16 protein-coding genes and 1 pseudogene are annotated in these 17990 nt (G+C 58.4%); 4 read left to right on the top strand and 13 right to left on the bottom strand.

All coding sequences use genetic code 11. The features are described 5' to 3' along the window. Positions 1 to 130: 130 nt before the first annotated feature. The 9 genes from GGI60_RS26990 to GGI60_RS26950 all read right to left on the bottom strand — a co-directional run bounded on the left by GGI60_RS26990 (position 131) and on the right by GGI60_RS26950 (position 8896). Positions 131 to 892, bottom strand: coding sequence for an SDR family oxidoreductase (locus GGI60_RS26990; protein ID WP_312863473.1), 762 nt, complete (start codon positions 890 to 892; stop codon positions 131 to 133). A 271-nt stretch (positions 893 to 1163) separates the two neighbouring features. Beyond that, positions 1164 to 1349, bottom strand: coding sequence for a hypothetical protein (locus tag GGI60_RS26985; protein WP_013984708.1), 186 nt, complete (start codon positions 1347 to 1349; stop codon positions 1164 to 1166). A 95-nt stretch (positions 1350 to 1444) separates the two neighbouring features. Next, the gene (locus tag GGI60_RS26980) at positions 1445 to 2707 is read right to left on the bottom strand and encodes an NAD(P)/FAD-dependent oxidoreductase (RefSeq protein WP_013984707.1); all 1263 of its coding nucleotides are present in this window, start codon (positions 2705 to 2707) and stop codon (positions 1445 to 1447) included. A gap of 77 nt (positions 2708 to 2784) precedes the next feature. Then, positions 2785 to 3096 (bottom strand): putative quinol monooxygenase, encoded by a 312-nt coding sequence (locus GGI60_RS26975; protein WP_013984706.1) that lies wholly within the window; start codon positions 3094 to 3096, stop codon positions 2785 to 2787. Next, positions 3056 to 4207, bottom strand: a complete 1152-nt coding sequence (locus tag GGI60_RS26970; RefSeq protein ID WP_013984705.1) for an NAD(P)-dependent alcohol dehydrogenase — start codon at positions 4205 to 4207, stop codon at positions 3056 to 3058. Before GGI60_RS26970 ends, GGI60_RS26975 begins: the two co-directional genes overlap by 41 nt. 62 nt (positions 4208 to 4269) lie before the next feature. Beyond that, positions 4270 to 5268 (bottom strand): ABC transporter permease, encoded by a 999-nt coding sequence (locus GGI60_RS26965; RefSeq protein ID WP_183934913.1) that lies wholly within the window; start codon positions 5266 to 5268, stop codon positions 4270 to 4272. A 5-nt stretch (positions 5269 to 5273) separates the two neighbouring features. Then, entirely contained in the window at positions 5274 to 6215 is a 942-nt protein-coding gene (locus GGI60_RS26960) for an ABC transporter permease (protein WP_013984703.1), read from the bottom strand. 9 nt (positions 6216 to 6224) lie between these two features. Further along, positions 6225 to 7751 (bottom strand): sugar ABC transporter ATP-binding protein, encoded by a 1527-nt coding sequence (locus GGI60_RS26955; protein WP_170961474.1) that lies wholly within the window; start codon positions 7749 to 7751, stop codon positions 6225 to 6227. 56 nt (positions 7752 to 7807) lie between these two features. Continuing rightward, positions 7808 to 8896: a substrate-binding domain-containing protein gene (locus GGI60_RS26950; RefSeq protein WP_013984701.1), complete on the bottom strand. Its 1089-nt coding sequence runs from the start codon at positions 8894 to 8896 to the stop codon at positions 7808 to 7810. 666 nt (positions 8897 to 9562) lie between these two features. Between GGI60_RS26950 and GGI60_RS26945 the strand changes: the two genes are divergently transcribed. From GGI60_RS26945 to tnpC, 4 genes and pseudogenes are all read left to right on the top strand, one after another. Further along, positions 9563 to 10669 (top strand): NAD(P)-dependent alcohol dehydrogenase, encoded by a 1107-nt coding sequence (locus tag GGI60_RS26945; RefSeq protein ID WP_040140064.1) that lies wholly within the window; start codon positions 9563 to 9565, stop codon positions 10667 to 10669. Between the two features lie 357 nt (positions 10670 to 11026). Then, positions 11027 to 11401: an IS66-like element accessory protein TnpA gene (tnpA, locus tag GGI60_RS26940; RefSeq protein ID WP_246720493.1), complete on the top strand. Its 375-nt coding sequence runs from the start codon at positions 11027 to 11029 to the stop codon at positions 11399 to 11401. Continuing rightward, positions 11398 to 11751, top strand: coding sequence for an IS66 family insertion sequence element accessory protein TnpB (tnpB, locus tag GGI60_RS26935; RefSeq protein ID WP_183934886.1), 354 nt, complete (start codon positions 11398 to 11400; stop codon positions 11749 to 11751). The genes tnpA and tnpB overlap by 4 nt, the downstream gene beginning before the upstream one ends. Before the next feature lie 68 nt (positions 11752 to 11819). Continuing rightward, a pseudogene (tnpC, locus tag GGI60_RS26930) lies at positions 11820 to 13389 on the top strand (IS66 family transposase). Here tnpC and plsY read toward each other — a convergent pair. The 4 genes from plsY to GGI60_RS26910 form a co-directional block, all read right to left on the bottom strand. Next, positions 13390 to 14058 carry a glycerol-3-phosphate 1-O-acyltransferase PlsY gene (plsY, locus tag GGI60_RS26925; protein WP_183934885.1) on the bottom strand — a complete coding sequence of 223 codons (669 nt, stop codon included), beginning with the start codon at positions 14056 to 14058 and terminating at the stop codon, positions 13390 to 13392. A gap of 161 nt (positions 14059 to 14219) precedes the next feature. Beyond that, positions 14220 to 14792 (bottom strand): histidine phosphatase family protein, encoded by a 573-nt coding sequence (locus GGI60_RS26920; protein ID WP_183934884.1) that lies wholly within the window; start codon positions 14790 to 14792, stop codon positions 14220 to 14222. A 658-nt stretch (positions 14793 to 15450) separates the two neighbouring features. Then, positions 15451 to 16938 carry an NAD-dependent succinate-semialdehyde dehydrogenase gene (locus GGI60_RS26915; protein WP_040114005.1) on the bottom strand — a complete coding sequence of 496 codons (1488 nt, stop codon included), beginning with the start codon at positions 16936 to 16938 and terminating at the stop codon, positions 15451 to 15453. Between the two features lie 23 nt (positions 16939 to 16961). Further along, positions 16962 to 17981 carry an ABC transporter permease gene (locus tag GGI60_RS26910; RefSeq protein WP_040140060.1) on the bottom strand — a complete coding sequence of 340 codons (1020 nt, stop codon included), beginning with the start codon at positions 17979 to 17981 and terminating at the stop codon, positions 16962 to 16964. Between the last annotated feature and the right edge of the window lie 9 nt (positions 17982 to 17990).

The following is a 17990-nucleotide window of genomic DNA, read 5'->3' as shown; positions in this document are numbered from 1 at the left end:
TATTCGACCTAAACGAAGAGGAAGAAAGTTCGAATGCGGAAATGCAAAGTGCTTTACATCTTGTTAGGATTTCCACGTCGAATTGACGCTCAAACTATCAACCTTAACGACAAGTTAATGTCTTCTCGAGTTATCTTCGGAAAGGACTATCGTCAGGTTTCAGGTCGATGTGCAGGACGTTCCCCGTGAGCTTTCCAGACAGTTCTGGATTTGCGAGGAATTGGACAGCTTGAACAAGTGTCCTAAGCGTCTCACTTTGAACGTAAGATGTAGAACGCGCATTTCTGGTATGAACAGCGTTTATCCGAAGCCCCGAGTCGAAATACTTCTTCGCCATCGCACTCGTCGTAGTTCGTAAGGCCGCTTGGAGCACAGCTTCACGGTCGGCCTCTAGCAGCGACTTCTCGTCAAACCAGGCGATATTCACAACAGCGAGTTCCTCTCCCTGGAGGCGGGAGCCGAAAGCACTTGTCACCCTTATCAGGTTGGAGACGGCATCAAGCCCAAGATCCGTAGCGGAAAGCGGTTCGGCGCATTCACGGCGACGGAAGGCTATGTTCACCAGAATATCGACCCGGCTCCAGCGTAGGTAGACCTGATCGACCATTGAATTGACATACACGTCCCTATTCAAATTGACCTTAACCGGAAACAAATTCGTCCCCGAGACTGCGGTTAATGAACTGAAGTCTGAAGGGTCGAGGTCACCTACGGCGACACGGTAGCCAGTTTCGAGGAAAGACTGCGCAAGACAGAAACCGACCGGGTTTGACGCGCCCACCAACACGCATACTTTGCCTGCATGAGAGCCGGCATCGTTTTGTCCTCCTTCGATAAACCCTTCCGTCGGCGGCGTCCGGCAAGCGTTGTGTGTCTTAGATCCTGGTTTCACGCGGAAAACGGTCCATGTGTGAAACCGTGAGATCCAGCAACTCGTTCGTATCTCAACAGGGAAACCACCACACACTTATCTCCAAATCACGTTGTCTCCCGCCTCTCCGACCCCAAGCCATGAGGACATGGAAGATGATCGACGGACAATCCATCGATCCGGTTTCACGAGGTCTTTGGCCCGCGCCGGTTTGGTCTCGCCGTGCCACAGTTGGACCTTCCATGGAACAGCCCATGGATGTCTCTGGGGAACGGCATCTTTCCGGAAAGTCCTACGCTTTCACACGCGGCTCTCTGACGCGTATGGCATTCGTTTGGCCCTCAACGCTTGCACGCGCAGCATCGTCGAGCGCGTCAACGTCTATTGCAGACTGGCCTTCAGATAGGCACTCGCCATTCTCGCGTTCCACGGTCGAGGTCGGTGGAATGATAATGCTGTCTTTCAAAAACTCGCTCATGTTTCGTTCCTTCAATAGCTGCAGGTGACAAGGTCGTTCCGCGCAATGCCCACGAAAGCGTGGCGTGCTTCCGCCACGTCACTGATAAATCCCTGCTAGACCTCGTCCTTCAGCGTCTCCTTCTGGGTAATAAGGCGGGCAGAGTGGTGTCCGGAGGTAAATGCCCAAAGCCAGCTGAGCGCGACCGCCATGCGGCTCCGTGTTCCGATCAAAAAGTAGATGTGGGCAAAGCCCCAGATCCACCAGGCGATGGAGCCCTTGAGCCGAAGCCTGCCGAAATCGATCACCGCGGAGCTTGGCCCTATGGTGGCAAGATTACCAAGATGCCTGTACTTGAAGGGAGGCGGCGCTGAGCGCTGCTTAAGGCGGGCCTTGATCACCTGGGCGACGTATTTTCCCTGCTGCTTTGCGGCAGGAGCGATACCAGGAACCGGCATTCCCTCGCCGGTCTTAACGCTCGCGGTATCGCCGACAACGAAGATCTCCGGGTGTTCTGAGATCGTGAGGTCGGGCTGCACGATAGCCCGCCCTGCTCGATCTGTCTCCGCCCCGACCCATACGGCGGCCTTGGATGCCTGCACGCCCGCCGCCCATATGACCGTACGGCTCGGGACGAACTCGTCCCCGATCGATATACCTTCCTCGGTGCAGTCGGTTACCGGCCGTCCCGTGCGAACCTCCACGCCCATCGACGCAAGGGATCGCTCGGCGTATTGCGATAACGCCTCGTGGAAAACAGGCAGAACACGCGGTCCTGCCTCTACAAGAAGAATACGCGCCAAAGTCGTATCGATGTTTCTGAATTCCTCGACAAGCGTCCTTTGAGCCAGTTCGGCGATGATCCCGGCCATCTCGACGCCTGTCGGTCCGGCGCCGATTATCGAGAAGGTCAGCATTGCGGCCCGCGCTTGGGGATCGGTTTCCAGCTCCGCCTTTTCGAACGCCAGGAGAAGACGACGGCGGATGGTGGTGGCGTCTTCCAACGCCTTCAGTCCGGGCGCGAAAGGCTCCCATTCATCCCGGCCGAAATACGCGTGACGGGCCCCTGTTGCGAGAACAAGGGTATCGTAGGGAATGGCATGACCGCCCTTGAGCGAGACAAGCCGCTTCTCGACATCGACGCCCACGACCTCGCCAAGAAGCGTTGTGACATCTTTCCTTCCACGGAAGACCGCGCGAATGGGCCAGGCAATCTCGGAGGTCGCCAGGACGGTCGTTGCGACCTGATAGAGCAGCGGCTGGAACAGGTGATGATTGCGTCTGTCGACGATCGTGATCGAAAGGTTTGGACATTTGAGATCCTTGGCCAATTGGAGGCCGGCGAAACCGCCTCCCACGATGACAACTCGATGCTCCATTTCGTCCTCCCGCGAGCCTTTGGAAAAAAACCCGCCTCGGATCGAAGCGCGTCCTTCGGTGTTGCACGATCGCAAGCTCAGTCGCTGATGCGACTGCTCACAATGATGGAAGGGGGGCTTACCAGCAACGGAAGCAGCGGTTCGAGAACACGCTTGACGTTCGCAGATTCTCCGTGACGCGCGGCTGCCTCCTCGTTTGCCCAACCATCGAGAATGAAGAACGTATTCGGCTCGTCGGAGCGCTGGTAGAGGTTGTAGTAAAGGCAGCCCTCTTCCTCGCGGGCAGGGCCGACAAACTCCTGGAGCAGTGTGTTGACACGGTCCCGGTTACGCGTCGATGTTTTAAACTCAACGATGAGATGCTGTTCGTCGGACTTGCTCGATGGCATGTGGGAAGCTCCTATTGAAGACGATGACGGGCTTGATCACGCGGCCAGCTTCGGCATCGGCGATGGCCTCGTTGATTTTCTCGAACGGGTACTTTGTGATCAGCTTCTGGAACGGAAACAGGCCGGCCTGGTTTAGTTCGACCAGTTGGGGGATGAAGAGCTGCGGGATCTGATCCCCGAGGATGGCACCCTGAATTTTCCGGTTGAAGACCATGAGGTCCAGCGGGATTGGAATATCCTTGCCGAGCGCGTCGAGCCCGAGGAGGACGACATGACCCCCTGCCCGCGTGCATTTGATCGTGTTCAGGATGACGGGAACGATACCCACGGCGTCGATCGCAAAATCGGCACCGCCGCCCGTCAAGGCGTGGATCTGCTCCACGACGTCTGGGTCCCTGCCGTTGATAGCGTGGGTCGCGCCCAACGTCTCAGCCATGGCCAAACGCTGCTCGTTCAGGTCGATGATGATGATCTTGCTGCACCGCCGGACCTTGGCGGCCATCACCGCAGCCATGCCGACCGCTCCCGCGCCGAACACGGCAATGGTTTGACCGATCTCCGGCTTCATGGCGTTGATGACGGTACCTGCTCCCGTTGCCATGCCGCAACCGAGCGGGGCCGCATTCGTCAGGTCGAAATCCTTGGGAAGCTGCGCGGCGTTGTTTTCAGTCGCCAGGATGTGGGTCGCGAAGGATGACTGGCCGACAAAGTTGCTGCCGATGCCGACTTCATCACACAGCAAGGCCTTCTTGCCGTTCGGACGAAGCCCCGTCAGATTGTACTGGGTGTAGTTCTGGCAGTTCATCGGGTGAGAGCGCCGGCAATCGCCGCAGAAGCCACATGAACTCTGGCTGAGCGCAACGTGGTCGCCCACCCTTAAACCTTGGACGTCCGCCCCGATGGCCTCGACGATACCAACACCTTCATGTCCTGGTATGACCGGGGCGGGAGGCCCAAATATCCCATCACGGAGCAACAGGTCGGTATGGCAGATGCCCGTGGCGACCGTCCGCACGAGAATTTCATTGCCTTCTGGATCCGCCAGCTCGAGTTCACGAAACTCAAGCGGAGCTTTCGGTTTTGCGGCCACGGCCGCCGTTATCTTCACCATTCTTATCTCCTGCATTCTCCCGCGTTGACACCGGGAATGACCTGTTTGGCAGATCCTTGCGGCTAGACGCGGCCGACGCGTGCTCCGTAAATGATCGCAGCAAGCGCGATGATCCCGCCCTGGACGATCAGCTTGCCGGGCTCCTGGATGCCGAACACCGTCAACATCGCGAAGAGGAAACTGAAGGCGACGACCGCCACGAAAGGCCCCGCGACGCCACCGCGGTCGACGCCGAACGTCACCCCACCGAGAATCGTCGCGGCGAGAGCGTTCATGAAGGTGTCGAAGCCGGGCTTGATCGTGCCAACGGCCAGAGCCGACACCTGAACCAGGGCGGCGATGCCTGTCAGCGTGCCCGCAAGCGTATGGGAGACAAAAATCGTGCGGGCCAGAGGTATGCCTGTTATCTCCGCCGCCCTCGGATTGTCGCCGACAGCGCGGAAGTAGCGCCCGAGGATCAAGAAGCGGAACGCTAATGCGACGAGAACGGAAATCCCGATCCAGACGATCACGGAGTAAGACAGGCCGTAGATGTTCCCGCTCGTCAGGACGCGAAGCCAGCTTGGTGTCGAACCCGGTGCACGGCCCGAACTCATGAATTGGATGATCCCGATGAGGATCGCCGATACGCTCAGCGTCGCGATGACCGCGGAGGCGCGGACATAGGCCACGAGGGCGCCGTTGATCAGACCGACGGCAAGGCCGATGACGATCGGCATCAGGACCGTGACGAAGGGCGGGTAACTGTTGAGGAGCCCGGAGCTGGCGAGATAGATCGAAAAAGCAAACACGCCACTGACCGAGAGATCAATAGAACGCACCCGCATGACAAGAGATTGCGCCAGCACCGCGATCCCAAGCGGCGCTGACTGTTTCAGGATCACGAACCAATAGTTTGGATTGATCAGCGTCGCGCTTACAGCGGGGGCCACAGCGATCAGGATTGCGAGCACGTAATATGCCGGGGGCAAACCGAGCACCCAGGAAAGTATGCGCCTGGCGGTGAGAGTGCGCGATGGCATCTCAATTTTCGCATCCGTTGTGGTCATCGAGAGGTCCATCTCTTTCAAAGTCCGATCGTTTTGCGACGCTGTGAGACGACGAGTGCTAGCAGCAGAAGGCCCTTCACGACCGACTGGAGGAATGCCGAGACGTTAGCGAGGTTCATCACGTTGTTGACGATGCCGAGGATAGCCGCGCCGGCTACAGTGCCGAGGATGCTGCCGATACCGCCAGCCAGGTGAACACCCCCGAGCGCTGCTGCGGTAACGGATTCAATTCCGAATGTGGCGCCCCCCTTGGGATCGCCCGAGGCAAGGCGACCTGCGAGGAACATCCCGGCAGCGCAAGCAAATAGCGCCGACAGGATGTAGGCCTTGATGACTGTGCGCTCGACCGGGACGCCATTCATGCGGGCATTGAAGTCGTTACCACCCGAAGCGAACAGGTAAAGGCCAAACGGTCTGCGATAAAGCAACCAGGCAGCAACGAACGTGGCGACGATCAGCCAGAGCAGCGAGTTTGGCACGGGCCCAACGGAACCCGCGACTGACGCCGAAAGCCATTCGGGCACCTTCCCGCCGGGGATAGGAAGAATGATAAGCGCCAATCCCTGGCCGATACCCATGGTTGCCAGGGTCATGATGATCGGATGGACGTTGAGCCTGGCTACGCCGTAGCCATTCGACAATCCGAATGCGATCGCAACCGCAATGCAAAGCATGACACGGACAACCTCGGGCATGTCGAGTGTCATGATCGTAGTCGTCACGCTGATGATCGAACCAACGGAAACGTCTAGGCCGCCCGTCAGGATCACAAAGGTCTGGCCTAGCGCAGAAATGACAAGAACAGTGGATTGGGCCAGCAGGTTCGACAGATTCTCCGGCGCCAGAAATTGTGGAAGCAGGATAACCGAGGCGACCACCAGCACGAATAGCGTCCCGATCGACAGCCGGATCGCACCCGCCCTATAGGGTGCCTTCAGGAACTTTGCGACGGTATTCATGTATCCTCCTCAATGAACAGCGGCGCGCGGATCGTGCGCGGAGTTCGAACCGAGTGCGGTTCCCAGGATGGTTTCCTCTGTGGCATCAAGCGCGGGCATCTGTCCGACGATCTTTTTGTCGTGAACGACCAGGATGTTGTCACAGAGCCCGATCAGTTCGGGGTGCTCGCGTGACGAGACGATCACTGCACCGCCACGATCGGCAAAATCGCGAAGCAGCTTATAGATTTCCGCTTTAGCGCCGACATCGACGCCACGTGTCGGCTCCTCGATGACAAGGATATCAACCCCCGAAAGCAGCCAGCGGCCAAGAAGGACCTTTTGCTGGTTTCCGCCCGAAAGTTTGCCGACGGGCGAGGCTGGGTCGGCAGCCGCAACACGGAGCGACTTTATGACATCGTGAACCCTGGAGATGGAACGCCATGCAACGCTCGCCATGTTCCGGTTCAACTGCTTGCCAAGTGCGATGTTATCGTAGATCGGAAGCCGAAGAAATAAGCCTTCCTGCTTGCGGTCTTCAGGAATGAAACCAATGCCGGCTGAGATCGCACTCGAAAAGCCGGAGGATACGTTCACACCGATCATGCTATCGTCGCGGCGACGCCGGACGGTCACAACTGCGGCGGTTTCGACCCCGACGACCGCACGCATGATTTCGCGCTGCCCCTGGCCTTCCAGCCCGGCCAGTCCGATGATCTCGCCCGTGCGTACGGAAAAACCGACTGGCGGGCCATGGTCATTGAGACGAAGCCCTGCCACGTCGAGCATCGGCGACCCAATGGTCTGCGCCCTCGGCGGAAAGAAATTCTGAAGCTCGCGTCCAACCATGTTTGCCACAAGCGTTTGGAGATTGAAGTCTTCTGCCCTGGCTGTCTTTACCCAAGCCCCATCCTTCATGACGGTGATGGTGTCGCACAGTTCGAACACCTCGTTCATCCGATGCGAGATGTAGACGACAGCCTTCCCTTGCGCCTTCAGATCGCGAATGACCTTGAAGAGATGAGCGACGTCCGTCGAGTTTAGTGCCGCGGTCGGTTCATCGAAAATGAAGACATCGGCATTGGATGTCAGACCTTTGGCGATTTCCACTGCCTGCTGCTGGGCAACCGTCAGCGTTTCCACAATCGCCGTGGCGTCCAGTTGAGGGAAAACGTCGACAAGCAGCTTGCGGGATCGCTCGACGACCTCGGCGGTGTCTATCGACCCATCGGCACGCCGCGGTTCGTGTCCAAGAAACATGTTTTCGGCGACCGTGAGATTGGGGATGAGGGTGAACTCCTGAAACACTGTCGACACCCCGGCGAGACGCGCTTCCTTGGGGGAACGGAAGGTCACCTCTTCTCCTCGCAGACGGATGCGTCCAGCGGTCTGTTGATAGACGCCGGCCAGAATTCGCATCAGCGTGGATTTTCCCGCCCCGTTCTCGCCCATCAATGCGTGGACGGAGCCGCGTTCAAGCGAAAATTGAACATTCGACAGGACTTTGGCCGCACCAAAGGACTTGTTTATGCCGACCATCTCGACAAGCATACTCATGAACACTTCCATCTGCGAGGGTGAAGAGGGCGCGCTTTGTCCGCGCCCTCCATGCGTCAGGCCTTGAAGTACTCGAGGAGCTTCTCATTCGGCATTTCTGTCGGAGCCCAGTAAGCGTCCGTGAGATCGGAGCGGTAAAACTGTGCAAGATTGTCGTCGACGATCGGCTTGGGCCGGTTGGTCCAGTTGCGCTGGATCGGCTTGCCTTCGAGAAGCGCGAAGGCCGCACGCAGGGCTGCCGTCGAAAGAGCCGGAGGGCAAATGGGCCCAATCGAAGAGAGCTTTTCGTCATTCCAACGACGCATCCATCCGTTGAGCGCTTCTCCCGTGATCGGTGGAATGGTGGAAGCCCCGGCTTCCTGCAGCGCGTCCAAGACCCCGAGCGACATGTTCGCGCCGTCAGTCCAGACCCCGGCGACATCCGGATCAGACAGATAGAGGCTTTCGGCTATCTTCTTTGAGTCCTCGTAGGACCAGCTGCCGTGCTGGGTTGAGGTGATTTGGAGACCGGACTTGCTGAAGACTTCGATCGCCCCGGCGTAACGATCAGCATCGATCGGATGTCCGGCGACGCCACGCAGCACCCACACTTTTCCCTTGTTGCCGAGCTTATCGACCAGGAACTGCGCCATCACCCGGCCAAAGTAGAAGTCGTCGCCTTGGACCTGCACCGTGAATTCGTCGGTGTCGACGCGACCGAGATAGACGACCGTCGGAATGCCGGCAGCCTTCGCCTTCCTGATGCCTTCCACGGCCGAGCCTGTCGTAAGCGGCGCAATGATGATTGCATCTACCTTTTGTGCGATCAGATCCTCGATGTCGGCGACCTGTTTTGAGGCGTTGAGGTCGGCGCTTCGGAATTGATAGTCGCCGACACGGGCCTTGTTCCTGCTGATTTCGTATTCGGCCTCGAATGCGGTTTGATAGGTGTGCGTCGAACCGGCCAGGCCATAGTGGCTGTGACCAATCTTCCAGGGACCTGACTTGGCAAACTTACCAGCGTCGACGACGGGGTTTTCCCCTTCGGACGGCCAAGTGTCGGGCAGCAGGGTGATCGTATCCTCTGCCCGCAGGATGCCCGGTATTCCGAACGCGCCAGCTGCAATCAAGGCACTGCCCGTCTGTAGGAATGTACGTCTTTTCATCGAAACTCTCCTCCTCTTGCCACCCAACGTGGTCATTTTGTCTGCGATCTGGAGCGCCGCTATCCTCCAGACATCGCTGAATTCTCCCCACAAACGGCAGATCGCATCATTATGAATAAGCAGACAATCTGTCAATAAACTATATTGAATTTCAGCTTTTTGACGTGTCTTCTGTGTTATCATACTGATTTTTCTATTCTTTTATTGCTGCTTGGTTCGATATAGCAATAAGACAAAGCAGCCGCCCGTCACCTCACCCACGAGCACGCCAACAGGAACCAGAGGAGACCGCGCCTCGCCGGCGAGGTTCATAAAAAGGAAGTTGGGAGCCATAATCGCTACCATCACCCGGAAAGCGAGGCCGCGAGGCAGGAAATACGGGCACCACCGTCAGCCGGCGCGTTCGATGAACGCCACTTCTGAATCAGTCAATCTGTCAAGCGAATTCCAGCTTTAAGACAGCCAACAATTCGGACCAAGATCTAGATCGGCCGAATGCCCTGAGGAAGCAATTGATATTACATTGATTTTGTTCTTTACATGTCCGTGTAGCGCGCTGGGATGGCCTCAGCGAGCATTTTGGTTCACTGAAGATAATTGACTGATTGTCTGCGAACGCCTACAAGTGTCATCTACCGGCCGAGCGCGCACTGATGGAGTCATTTTATGAAAGAAGCATACGCTGCAATTTCGCGCGAAAAGGCAAAGCCTCTTGTTCTGGAGTGCATCGGTATCGATCAACCTCGCCCCGACGAAATCCTCGTCCGGATCGTGGCGAGCGGTGTCTGCCACACCGACATGGTTGTTCGCGACCAAGGATATGACGTACCGCAGCCCGTGGTTCTCGGCCATGAAGGCTCCGGCGTCGTGGAAGTGGTCGGGGCCGATGTAAAAGAGCTTTCGCCCGGCGACCACGTGGCTCTAAGCTACGCATATTGCGGGAAATGCGAGAAGTGCCGGGGAGGCACGCCTTATTATTGTGAAGACTTTTTCGGCAGAAATTTCCGTGGCACCCGGCCGGATGGCAGTTGCCCGCTACATGATTCACACGGTACCCAGATCAGCGGGTGCTTCTTCGAGCAGTCTTCTTTCGCCACCTATGCCATCGCCAGCGAGCGCAATGCGGTCAAGGTTTCCAAAGATGTTCCCCTCGAACTCATGGGACCGCTGGGCTGCGGGCTGCAAACTGGCGCCGGAGCGGTTCTCAACTGCCTCAAGCCCCAACCGGGATCTTCCATTGCAGTGTTCGGCGCGGGTGCGGTCGGCATGGCAGCCGTCATGGCGGCGAAGATCGCCGGATGCTCGACCATTATCGTGATCGACCTTAACGATGAACGTCTCGAACTGGCGATTGAACTGGGTGCAACCCACATCATAAACGCCCGCAATAGGGATAGCGTCAAGGCGATCAGGGAAATCATTCCCGAAGGCGCAGACTTCAGTCTCGAATGCACGAGCTCGCCGAAGGTGTTTCGCCAGGCGGTCGATTGCCTCGGCACCCCAGGAACCTGTGGACTGGTCGGATCGTCCGCGCTCGGAACGGAAGGGATCGTCGATATCGGCAACTTTCTGTTCGGCCGTACGCTCGTCGGTGTGGTCGAAGGCCAGAGCATTCCCTCCAAATTCATACCCGAGCTCATCGAATACTGGCAGCAGGGACGGTTCCCGTTCGACAAGCTCGTCCAGTTCTACGATCTCAACCAGATCAACGAGGCAATGGCCGATTCCGAGAGCGGCAAGGTCATCAAGCCAATACTGCGCATGAAGCACTAAGCTCTCGTCACGAACATTGTCCAGAAGTCAGCCTCCCAAGGCAACGTCCGGCGGGGCCGTGGTCGTCACGGTCTCGCCCGGACACTCTGGAACGCAGGTGTGAGGCGCAACCCCGTTTCATCATTGCAACGCGACCAGGTCGCGGTAACGGTAGTGGGCTCTTCCAGGTCAAAATATTAGTCTGCGACGGCGCAATTTCTCGGCGATCCGTGACCCCCTCATCAAGGCCTTGCGGCAGTTGACGACCGCACGTCATTCAACTGTAAGCGGTGCTCCGTTCCTACGTTGTCCCGTTGATACTAATCTGTGATCGGCTTTCCATGGACGAGCAACGGGAGTTTCTCCATGGAGACTACATTGGAGGTTCTCACGACCAGAAGGTCTGGACGTGAGGTTCACCGGCAGTGGCCGGACGACGTTAAGGCACAGATCGTTTCGGAGAGCCTTCGGCCAGGCGCGATGGTCAATGAGGTCGCAGAGCGCCACGGCTTGAAGCCGAACCACTTGTCGACCTGGAGAACGATGGCACGGCAGGGCAAGCTGGTTCTGCCTGCACCAGAAGATGCAATGGAGTTTGCAGCGGTGCTCGTTGATCCGCCCGTTTCCGAGCCGCCGATTAAAAAGGCCAGTCGCCCCGAGATCATTGTAGGTTCCGTCACAATCCGCCTGGAGGAAGGTGCGTCTGTCGCCCGGATCGCCGCTGTTGCGCGTGCCTGCGCGGTTCCGGCATGATCTTTCCATCGAACCGGGTTCGGATCATGGTGGCGACCAAGCCGGTCGACTTCCGCAAGGGCCACGATGGCCTGGCGGCAATGGTCAAGAACGAGCTGCACAAGGACCCTTTTACAGGGACCGTCTTCGTATTCCGCTCGCGCAAGGCGGATCGCCTGAAGCTGATCTATTGGGATGGCAGCGGACTAGTGATGGCCTACAAGCGGCTGGAGGAACACACCTTCTCCTGGCCGGGCATCAAAGATGGCCTGATGAGTTTGGGCCATGCACAATTTGAAGCCCTGTTTGCAGGTCTCGACTGGCGTCGCGTCCGTTCCATAGAGGCGAGAGCACCAGATGCCGTCGAATAGATGCGGCACGATGACTCGGGCGGTAAATTCCAACGGCGAAGCGACGTTGATTTTGATAGACTTTCGCCATGTTAAACGCCGCTGATCTTCCCGACGATGTTGCTGCCCTGAAGGCGATGCTGGTCGCGGCGCAGGCGCGTGAAGTTCGCAAGGATGACCGGATCGAGCGACTGGAGAAGCTGGTCGCTGCTTTCAAGCAGGCTGCCTTCGGCCGCAAGTCAGAGAAGGCTGATCCCGAGCAATTCGATCTCGCATTGGAGGACCTGGAGACGGCCGTCGCTGCCGTCCACGCCGAAGACGAGGCCGACAGTGCTTCGGGTAAACCGCACTCCAAACCACGCGCCGCCAATCGTGGCTCCCTTCCCGCCCACCTTCCTCGTATCGAGGAGATCATAGAGCCGGAGAGCTTGATCTGCACCTGTGGCGGCGGCCTGCATTGCATTGGTGAGGACGTCTCTGAGCGGCTGGATGTCGTCCCGGCTCAGTTCCGCGTCATCGTCACCCGTCGTCCTAAATACGCCTGCCGTGCCTGCACCGACGGCGTATCGCAGGCTGCAGCACCTGCACGACTGATCCATGCAGGATTGCCGACCGAGGCGACCATCGCGCATGTGCTGGTGTCCAAATATGCCGATCATTTGCCCCTATATCGGCAGGCCCAGATCATGAGTCGACAGGGCATCGATCTCGACCGTTCCACGCTTGCTGACTGGGTCGGTCGGGCAGCATTCGAACTGCGCCCGGTCTTCGACGCCCTGATTGCTGACCTGAAGCGCTCGACGAAGCTGTTCATGGACGAGACCCGTGCGCCGGTCCTCGATCCCGGCTCCCGCAAAACCAAGACCGGATACTTCTGGGCGCTGGCCCGTGACGACCGACCATGGGGCGGCGGTGCTCCACCAGGTGTGGCCTTCACCTATGCTCCCGGTCGCGGCGGGCAGCATGCCGAACGGATATTGCAAGGGTTCACTGGAATCCTTCAAGTGGATGGCTACGCCGGATATAATCGCCTGATCGCACCAGACCGCGTCGGTCCCGATATCCGGCTTGCCTACTGTTGGGCACATGCCCGGCGTAAGCTAGTCGAGATCACCCGCACCGGCTCAGCACCGATTGCTGAGGAAGGTGTGAAGCGGATCGGCGAACTCTATCGCATCGAAGCTGAGTTGCGCGGTCTCACCTCCGAAGCTCGTCTGGTTGGAAGGCAGGAACGATCAGCGCCATTGGTCGCCAACATGCGAACCCGGCTCACTCAGCATCGTGCCCGCGTCGCTGGCAAGTCTCCTCTTGGTGAAGCTCTCGCCTATATTGCCAAATACTGGGATGGGCTCTGCCTCTTTCTGACCGACGGTCGCATCGAGATCGACAACAATTCCGCCGAACGAAGCATCCGGCCGATTGCCCTAAATCGGAAGAATGCTCTGGTCGCTGGACATGATGCCGGAGCAGAGAACTGGGCGACCATCGCCTCGCTAATCGAGACGTGCAAGCTCAATTCTATCGATCCGCTCGCCTACCTGACCGCTACGCTCACCGCCATCGTCACCGGTCATGCAGAGCCGGATTGAAGAGCTTCTGCCGTGGAATTATCCAGGTGCTTATCGCGGAACCGCCTTTTCGTCAGCACCTTCCGGGTGATTAGGTTCTTTCCGAATTGGCCTGACCCAACCTGGGTTCCACACCGGCAATTAGCCTTCGGACATTCGCGCGGTGACGGATGATGACGTAAAGCCCTCCCGCGATCACGAGCAGTCGATAAGGCAATGGGTGGTCGAAGCTGAGTACAAGGGCGATAGCCGCTACAGCGGCGAGGATCGAGCTAAAGGAAACAACGCGGAAAATGGCCAGGGTGCCCGCCCAGACTATCGCTGCTCCAATCCCGACGAGCGGTGATATTGCGAACAGGACCCCAAGACCTGTGGCTGCTGATTTCCCGCCAGTAAATTTCAACCATATCGAACACCCATGCCCCACCAGAACGGCTAGTCCCGAGAAGCACACAAGCCAAGGCACCAAACTGTGGAGATCAGAGTTTGCGGGCGGCGTAAGGTGCGGCTTATTGGCCAGCCAAGGGTAGTACCACAAGGCAAAGAGGACCGCCGCCGCCCCCTTCAGGACGTCAACAATGAGGACAAAAAGAGCAGGGCCTTTGCCGAGAATACGGAGCGCGTTCGTGGCACCCGTGGATTTTGAGCCATGCTCACGGATATCGATGTTGCGAAGGAATTTCCCCAAAAGATATCCCGTCGGTATTGAACCGAGCAGATACGCGGTAAGCAATCCAATGGCACTGGCGATCCAAAACACGACTCTATCCGTTTCCTCATTCCTCTGCTTCTGCAAGGGCCTTCCGCCCCAATGAAGTCGAGAATCTGCGTAAGGTTATTTCTGATGTGGTCCTTAAAGGCTCCTCTCCATCCGATTCCACTATCCCGATGTCATATCCTCGGAGCGCTCTCTGCGGGGGATCAGCCGTCGATGTAGCTTATTTCGCCCTCATGAAGACGATATAAGCCATCCTGAGGCACGGGAAGCTCCAGCATTTCGCGCTTTGATAGGCCCGCGTAAACACCCCGCATGATTCTTCCGAACAGCCCGTGGGATATCGCCACCGTCGGGCGTTGAACCATGGTGAACCATGCCTTTGCACGATCACAAGCATCTTCGAAGCTCTCTCCATCGGGTGACTTAAAATACCAATTGAAGATATCAGAGCCTTGGAGAGCGCCGGGATACTCCGCGTCGATCTCGAACTTGGTCATTCCGTCCCAGGAGCCGACCGTCACCTCCATGAGCCGCGCGTCCTCGGTGCTGACGAGAGGCAGCAAACGCTGCACCCTGCATGCGGTCTCGCGAGTTCTTCCAAGAGGGCTGACTTGCATCTCGAATGATCGAAGGTCTCCAGCAAGTTCGCGATGAAGAACTTCAGCGACAAAATCGGCCTGTTCGATACCCTGCGTTGTCAGAGGCGAGTCCTTCTGGCCTTGAAACCGCCCGAGTGTATTCCAAACCGTTTCGCCATGTCGCAGGAGATAGATCATTGTCGCTTTTCAAATCCCTCGGAAAGAGAGCGCTTAAAATATCGGCCTCTCATTTGAGACATTTGCATGAGAGGAAGATGACCGCAATTGGCCCGAAGCAGCCGTGCCGCTATGGTAGCAATCATCAAAACTACTTGAGTATCTTGTCAAGGTGCAACCGGGGCACCGCTTACATTCAACTGATGCTGCCCTTGGGCCATAAGAGCACTCGGGCCGGCAGGCCGAGCGTCCCCCGACACGTGCGCCTTGCGTCGACGTGCCACCAGCAAAATGCCAGACAATCGGCGATGATCTTGCCAGCGAGTGGCCGGTGGCGCGCTTTCTCCGTCCCGTCGAAAAATACCAACGAAACTGTCGAGATGGGCCATCAGGCGTTCGGCCAACGGAAGCCTTAAGCAGACAGACCCACGACAAAGGCGAGTCTCGCCCCTGCCTCTCTCCGCACGTTCCGACCTTCCATTGCCGTTCTGCCCTCGACGTTCGCCTGAGCAGCGTGATCGGCCGGGTCCTGCTCGCGGTCGGCCGCCTCGTTTTGAAGGCTGTCGGCGCGGTCTTGACCAAGACTCTCCCCGCCTTCTGCAGAATGTGTCATCGGGCTTCCGTGACGAGCTCAAACCTTGCTGGTGGCGAGCCTTAAGACCCACCACCAGCCGTTGGACTATGACTGTATGCCGCCCATGCAGACGTATTTCATGGAAAGGAAGTCATCCATGCCGTATTTCGAGCCCTCGCGGCCGAACCCCGACTGCTTGACGCCGCCGAACGGTGCAACCTCCGTGGAGATCAGGCCCGTGTTGACGCCGACCATCCCGTACTCCAGGGCCTCCGTAACCTTCCAGACGTTTCGAAGGTCGTTGGCGTAGAAGTAGGCGGCGAGACCGAACTCTGTGTCGTTGGCCAGTTCAATGACCTCTTCCGTCGTTTTGAACCTGAAGACAGGAGCGAGCGGCGCAAAGGTCTCCTCTCGTGCGACCTTCATTTCCTTCGTGGCTTCCGAGAGAAGCGTCGGCTGGACGAAGGTGCCACCACGCTCGTCCCTTGCGCCGCCCACAACGATCTTCGCACCCTTACCGACCGCGTCATCGATGTGACTATAGAGCTTCGCCACCGCATCCTCGTTGATCAGCGGACCGATGGTGGCTCCATCCTCGAACCCGTCAAGGACCTTGAGCGCGGAAACCCGCGCCGCGAGTTTCTCTATGAAGCGGTCGTAGACCCCGCTCTGGACGTAGAGACGGTTGGCGCAAACGCAGGTCTGGCCGGCATTGCGGAACTTGGACAGCATCGCTCCTTCCACGGCCTCGTCGAGGTCGGCATCGTCGAAGACGATGAAGGGAGCGTTGCCGCCGAGTTCGAGGCTGAGCTTCATGATCTTTTGTGCGCCCTGCGCCATCAGGATGCGGCCGACCTCGGTAGACCCTGTGAAGGTCAGCTTCTTGACGACGGGGTTCGAGCAGACTTCTTCACCGAACATCCGGGCGTTGTCTGTCGGCAGGACGCTGAACAGGCCGCCGGGTATTCCCGCGCGCTCAGCGAGTATGGCAAGAGCAAGGGCCGACAATGGGGTTTCGGCGGCCGGCTTGAAGATGATGGCGCAGCCGGATGCCAGCGCCGGGGCGATCTTGCGGCAGACCATGGCGGAAGGAAAGTTCCAGGGCGCGATGGCCGCCACCACGCCGACGGGCTGTTTGATGACTATCAGGCGCTTGTCGGCCTGATGCCCCGGAATGGTGTCGCCGTAAACGCGCTTGGCTTCTTCCCCGAACCATTCAATGTAGGAAGCGCCGTAGGCGACCTCTCCGCGTGCCTCGGCTAGAGGCTTGCCCATCTCGGACGTCAGGATGATCGCGAGGTCCTCGGTGTTGGCCGTGACGAGGTCGAAGAACTTCCGCATGACGCCGGCACGTTCCTTGCCCGATCGTGCGGCCCACTTTTTCTGGGCGAGTTTGGCGACGTCGATGGCTTCGCGGACGTCCTGGAGTCCTGCGCTCGGGAGGCTCGCAATCACGTCCCCGGTCGAGGGATTGTGGACCTGGATCGTCTTGCCGCTCGCGCCCTCTTTTCGCCAGTCGCCTCCTACCAGCATTTCCTCGCGTACCAGGGAGGGGTCTTTCAGGCGATCCAGTAGAGCGGTGGAGATAGCCATTGGTATTCCTTTCGATGCAACGTTCAAATCTGATTACGGATGTGTGGTGAGCGGGCGTAGATCGCGACCATGGGGACGATCAGCAGCCCTACGACGGCCTGTTGTGCCGGGAAACTGAGCCCCAGGCCGACGAGAAGCGAGGTCAGGACAGTAAGGACGAGGACGCCGAGGACCGTCGCTCCATACCCGCCGGCACCGCCTAGGAGAGACGTTCCGCCGATAACGACCGCCGCCACGGTGGTGAACAGATAGGGATCACCGACCCCGACAAAACCGCCGCCGGAGAAACCGAGGAGCAGCATTCCGGTGAGTGCCGACATCGCCCCGCTGACGCTGTGGATCACTGTCCAGATCTTGAATTCCGAGATTCCGAGGCGGGCGGCGGCCGTGCGGCTCCCGCCAACAGCATAGAGGCTCCGGCCAAACCAGGTGTTGTGCATTATCCAGCCCAGAGCGACGGCGATGAAAGCCCATATGACGATAACCGGTGGAAACGGCAGACCGAAGAACTTGCCATTGAACGCCGAAAGGTTGCGAAGCCATCCGGGGACGGGCGCAAAGACGGTACCGCCGAACTGCGATCCGAGCGAGGTGTAGATCTGGACCGCCCCGACGGCGGCAAAACCAAGACCGAGCGACATGATCAGCGCCTGACCCTGCAGCCGGAAACTGAGGGCGCCGTTGCAAGCCCCGACCAAAATGCCAAGGAGAAGCACGACGATCATGGCGACGGGGGCGGGAAGACCCGCCACCATGAGGCTTGGAAGCAGGATATTGGCGCCACCGATGATGTATGGGATGGAAAGATCCAGCGCTCCAACGAGCGCGCAGAGCGTCTGCCCGACAGACGCCAGCCCAAGGAAGGCGGCGAGAAGGAGGATCGATCGCGCGTTCTGCGGCGACACGAAGCCCGGCACGAGCAGGGCTCCAAGAATGAGCAGACACGCAAGGAGACAGAAGCCGATCGAAATACTCTTGTGCTTGCGCAAAGGGCTGGCGCCACGGGTCGCGCCGATTTCTGTGTTCAAGACAGTGGAGATCATTTCCTTACT

The sequence above is a fragment of the Rhizobium lentis genome, assembly GCF_014200175.1.
Classification (GTDB): Bacteria; Pseudomonadota; Alphaproteobacteria; order Rhizobiales; family Rhizobiaceae; genus Rhizobium; species Rhizobium mulingense.
Note: the sequence above shows the minus strand (reverse complement) of the source record. Positions and strands in the feature narration are given on the sequence as shown.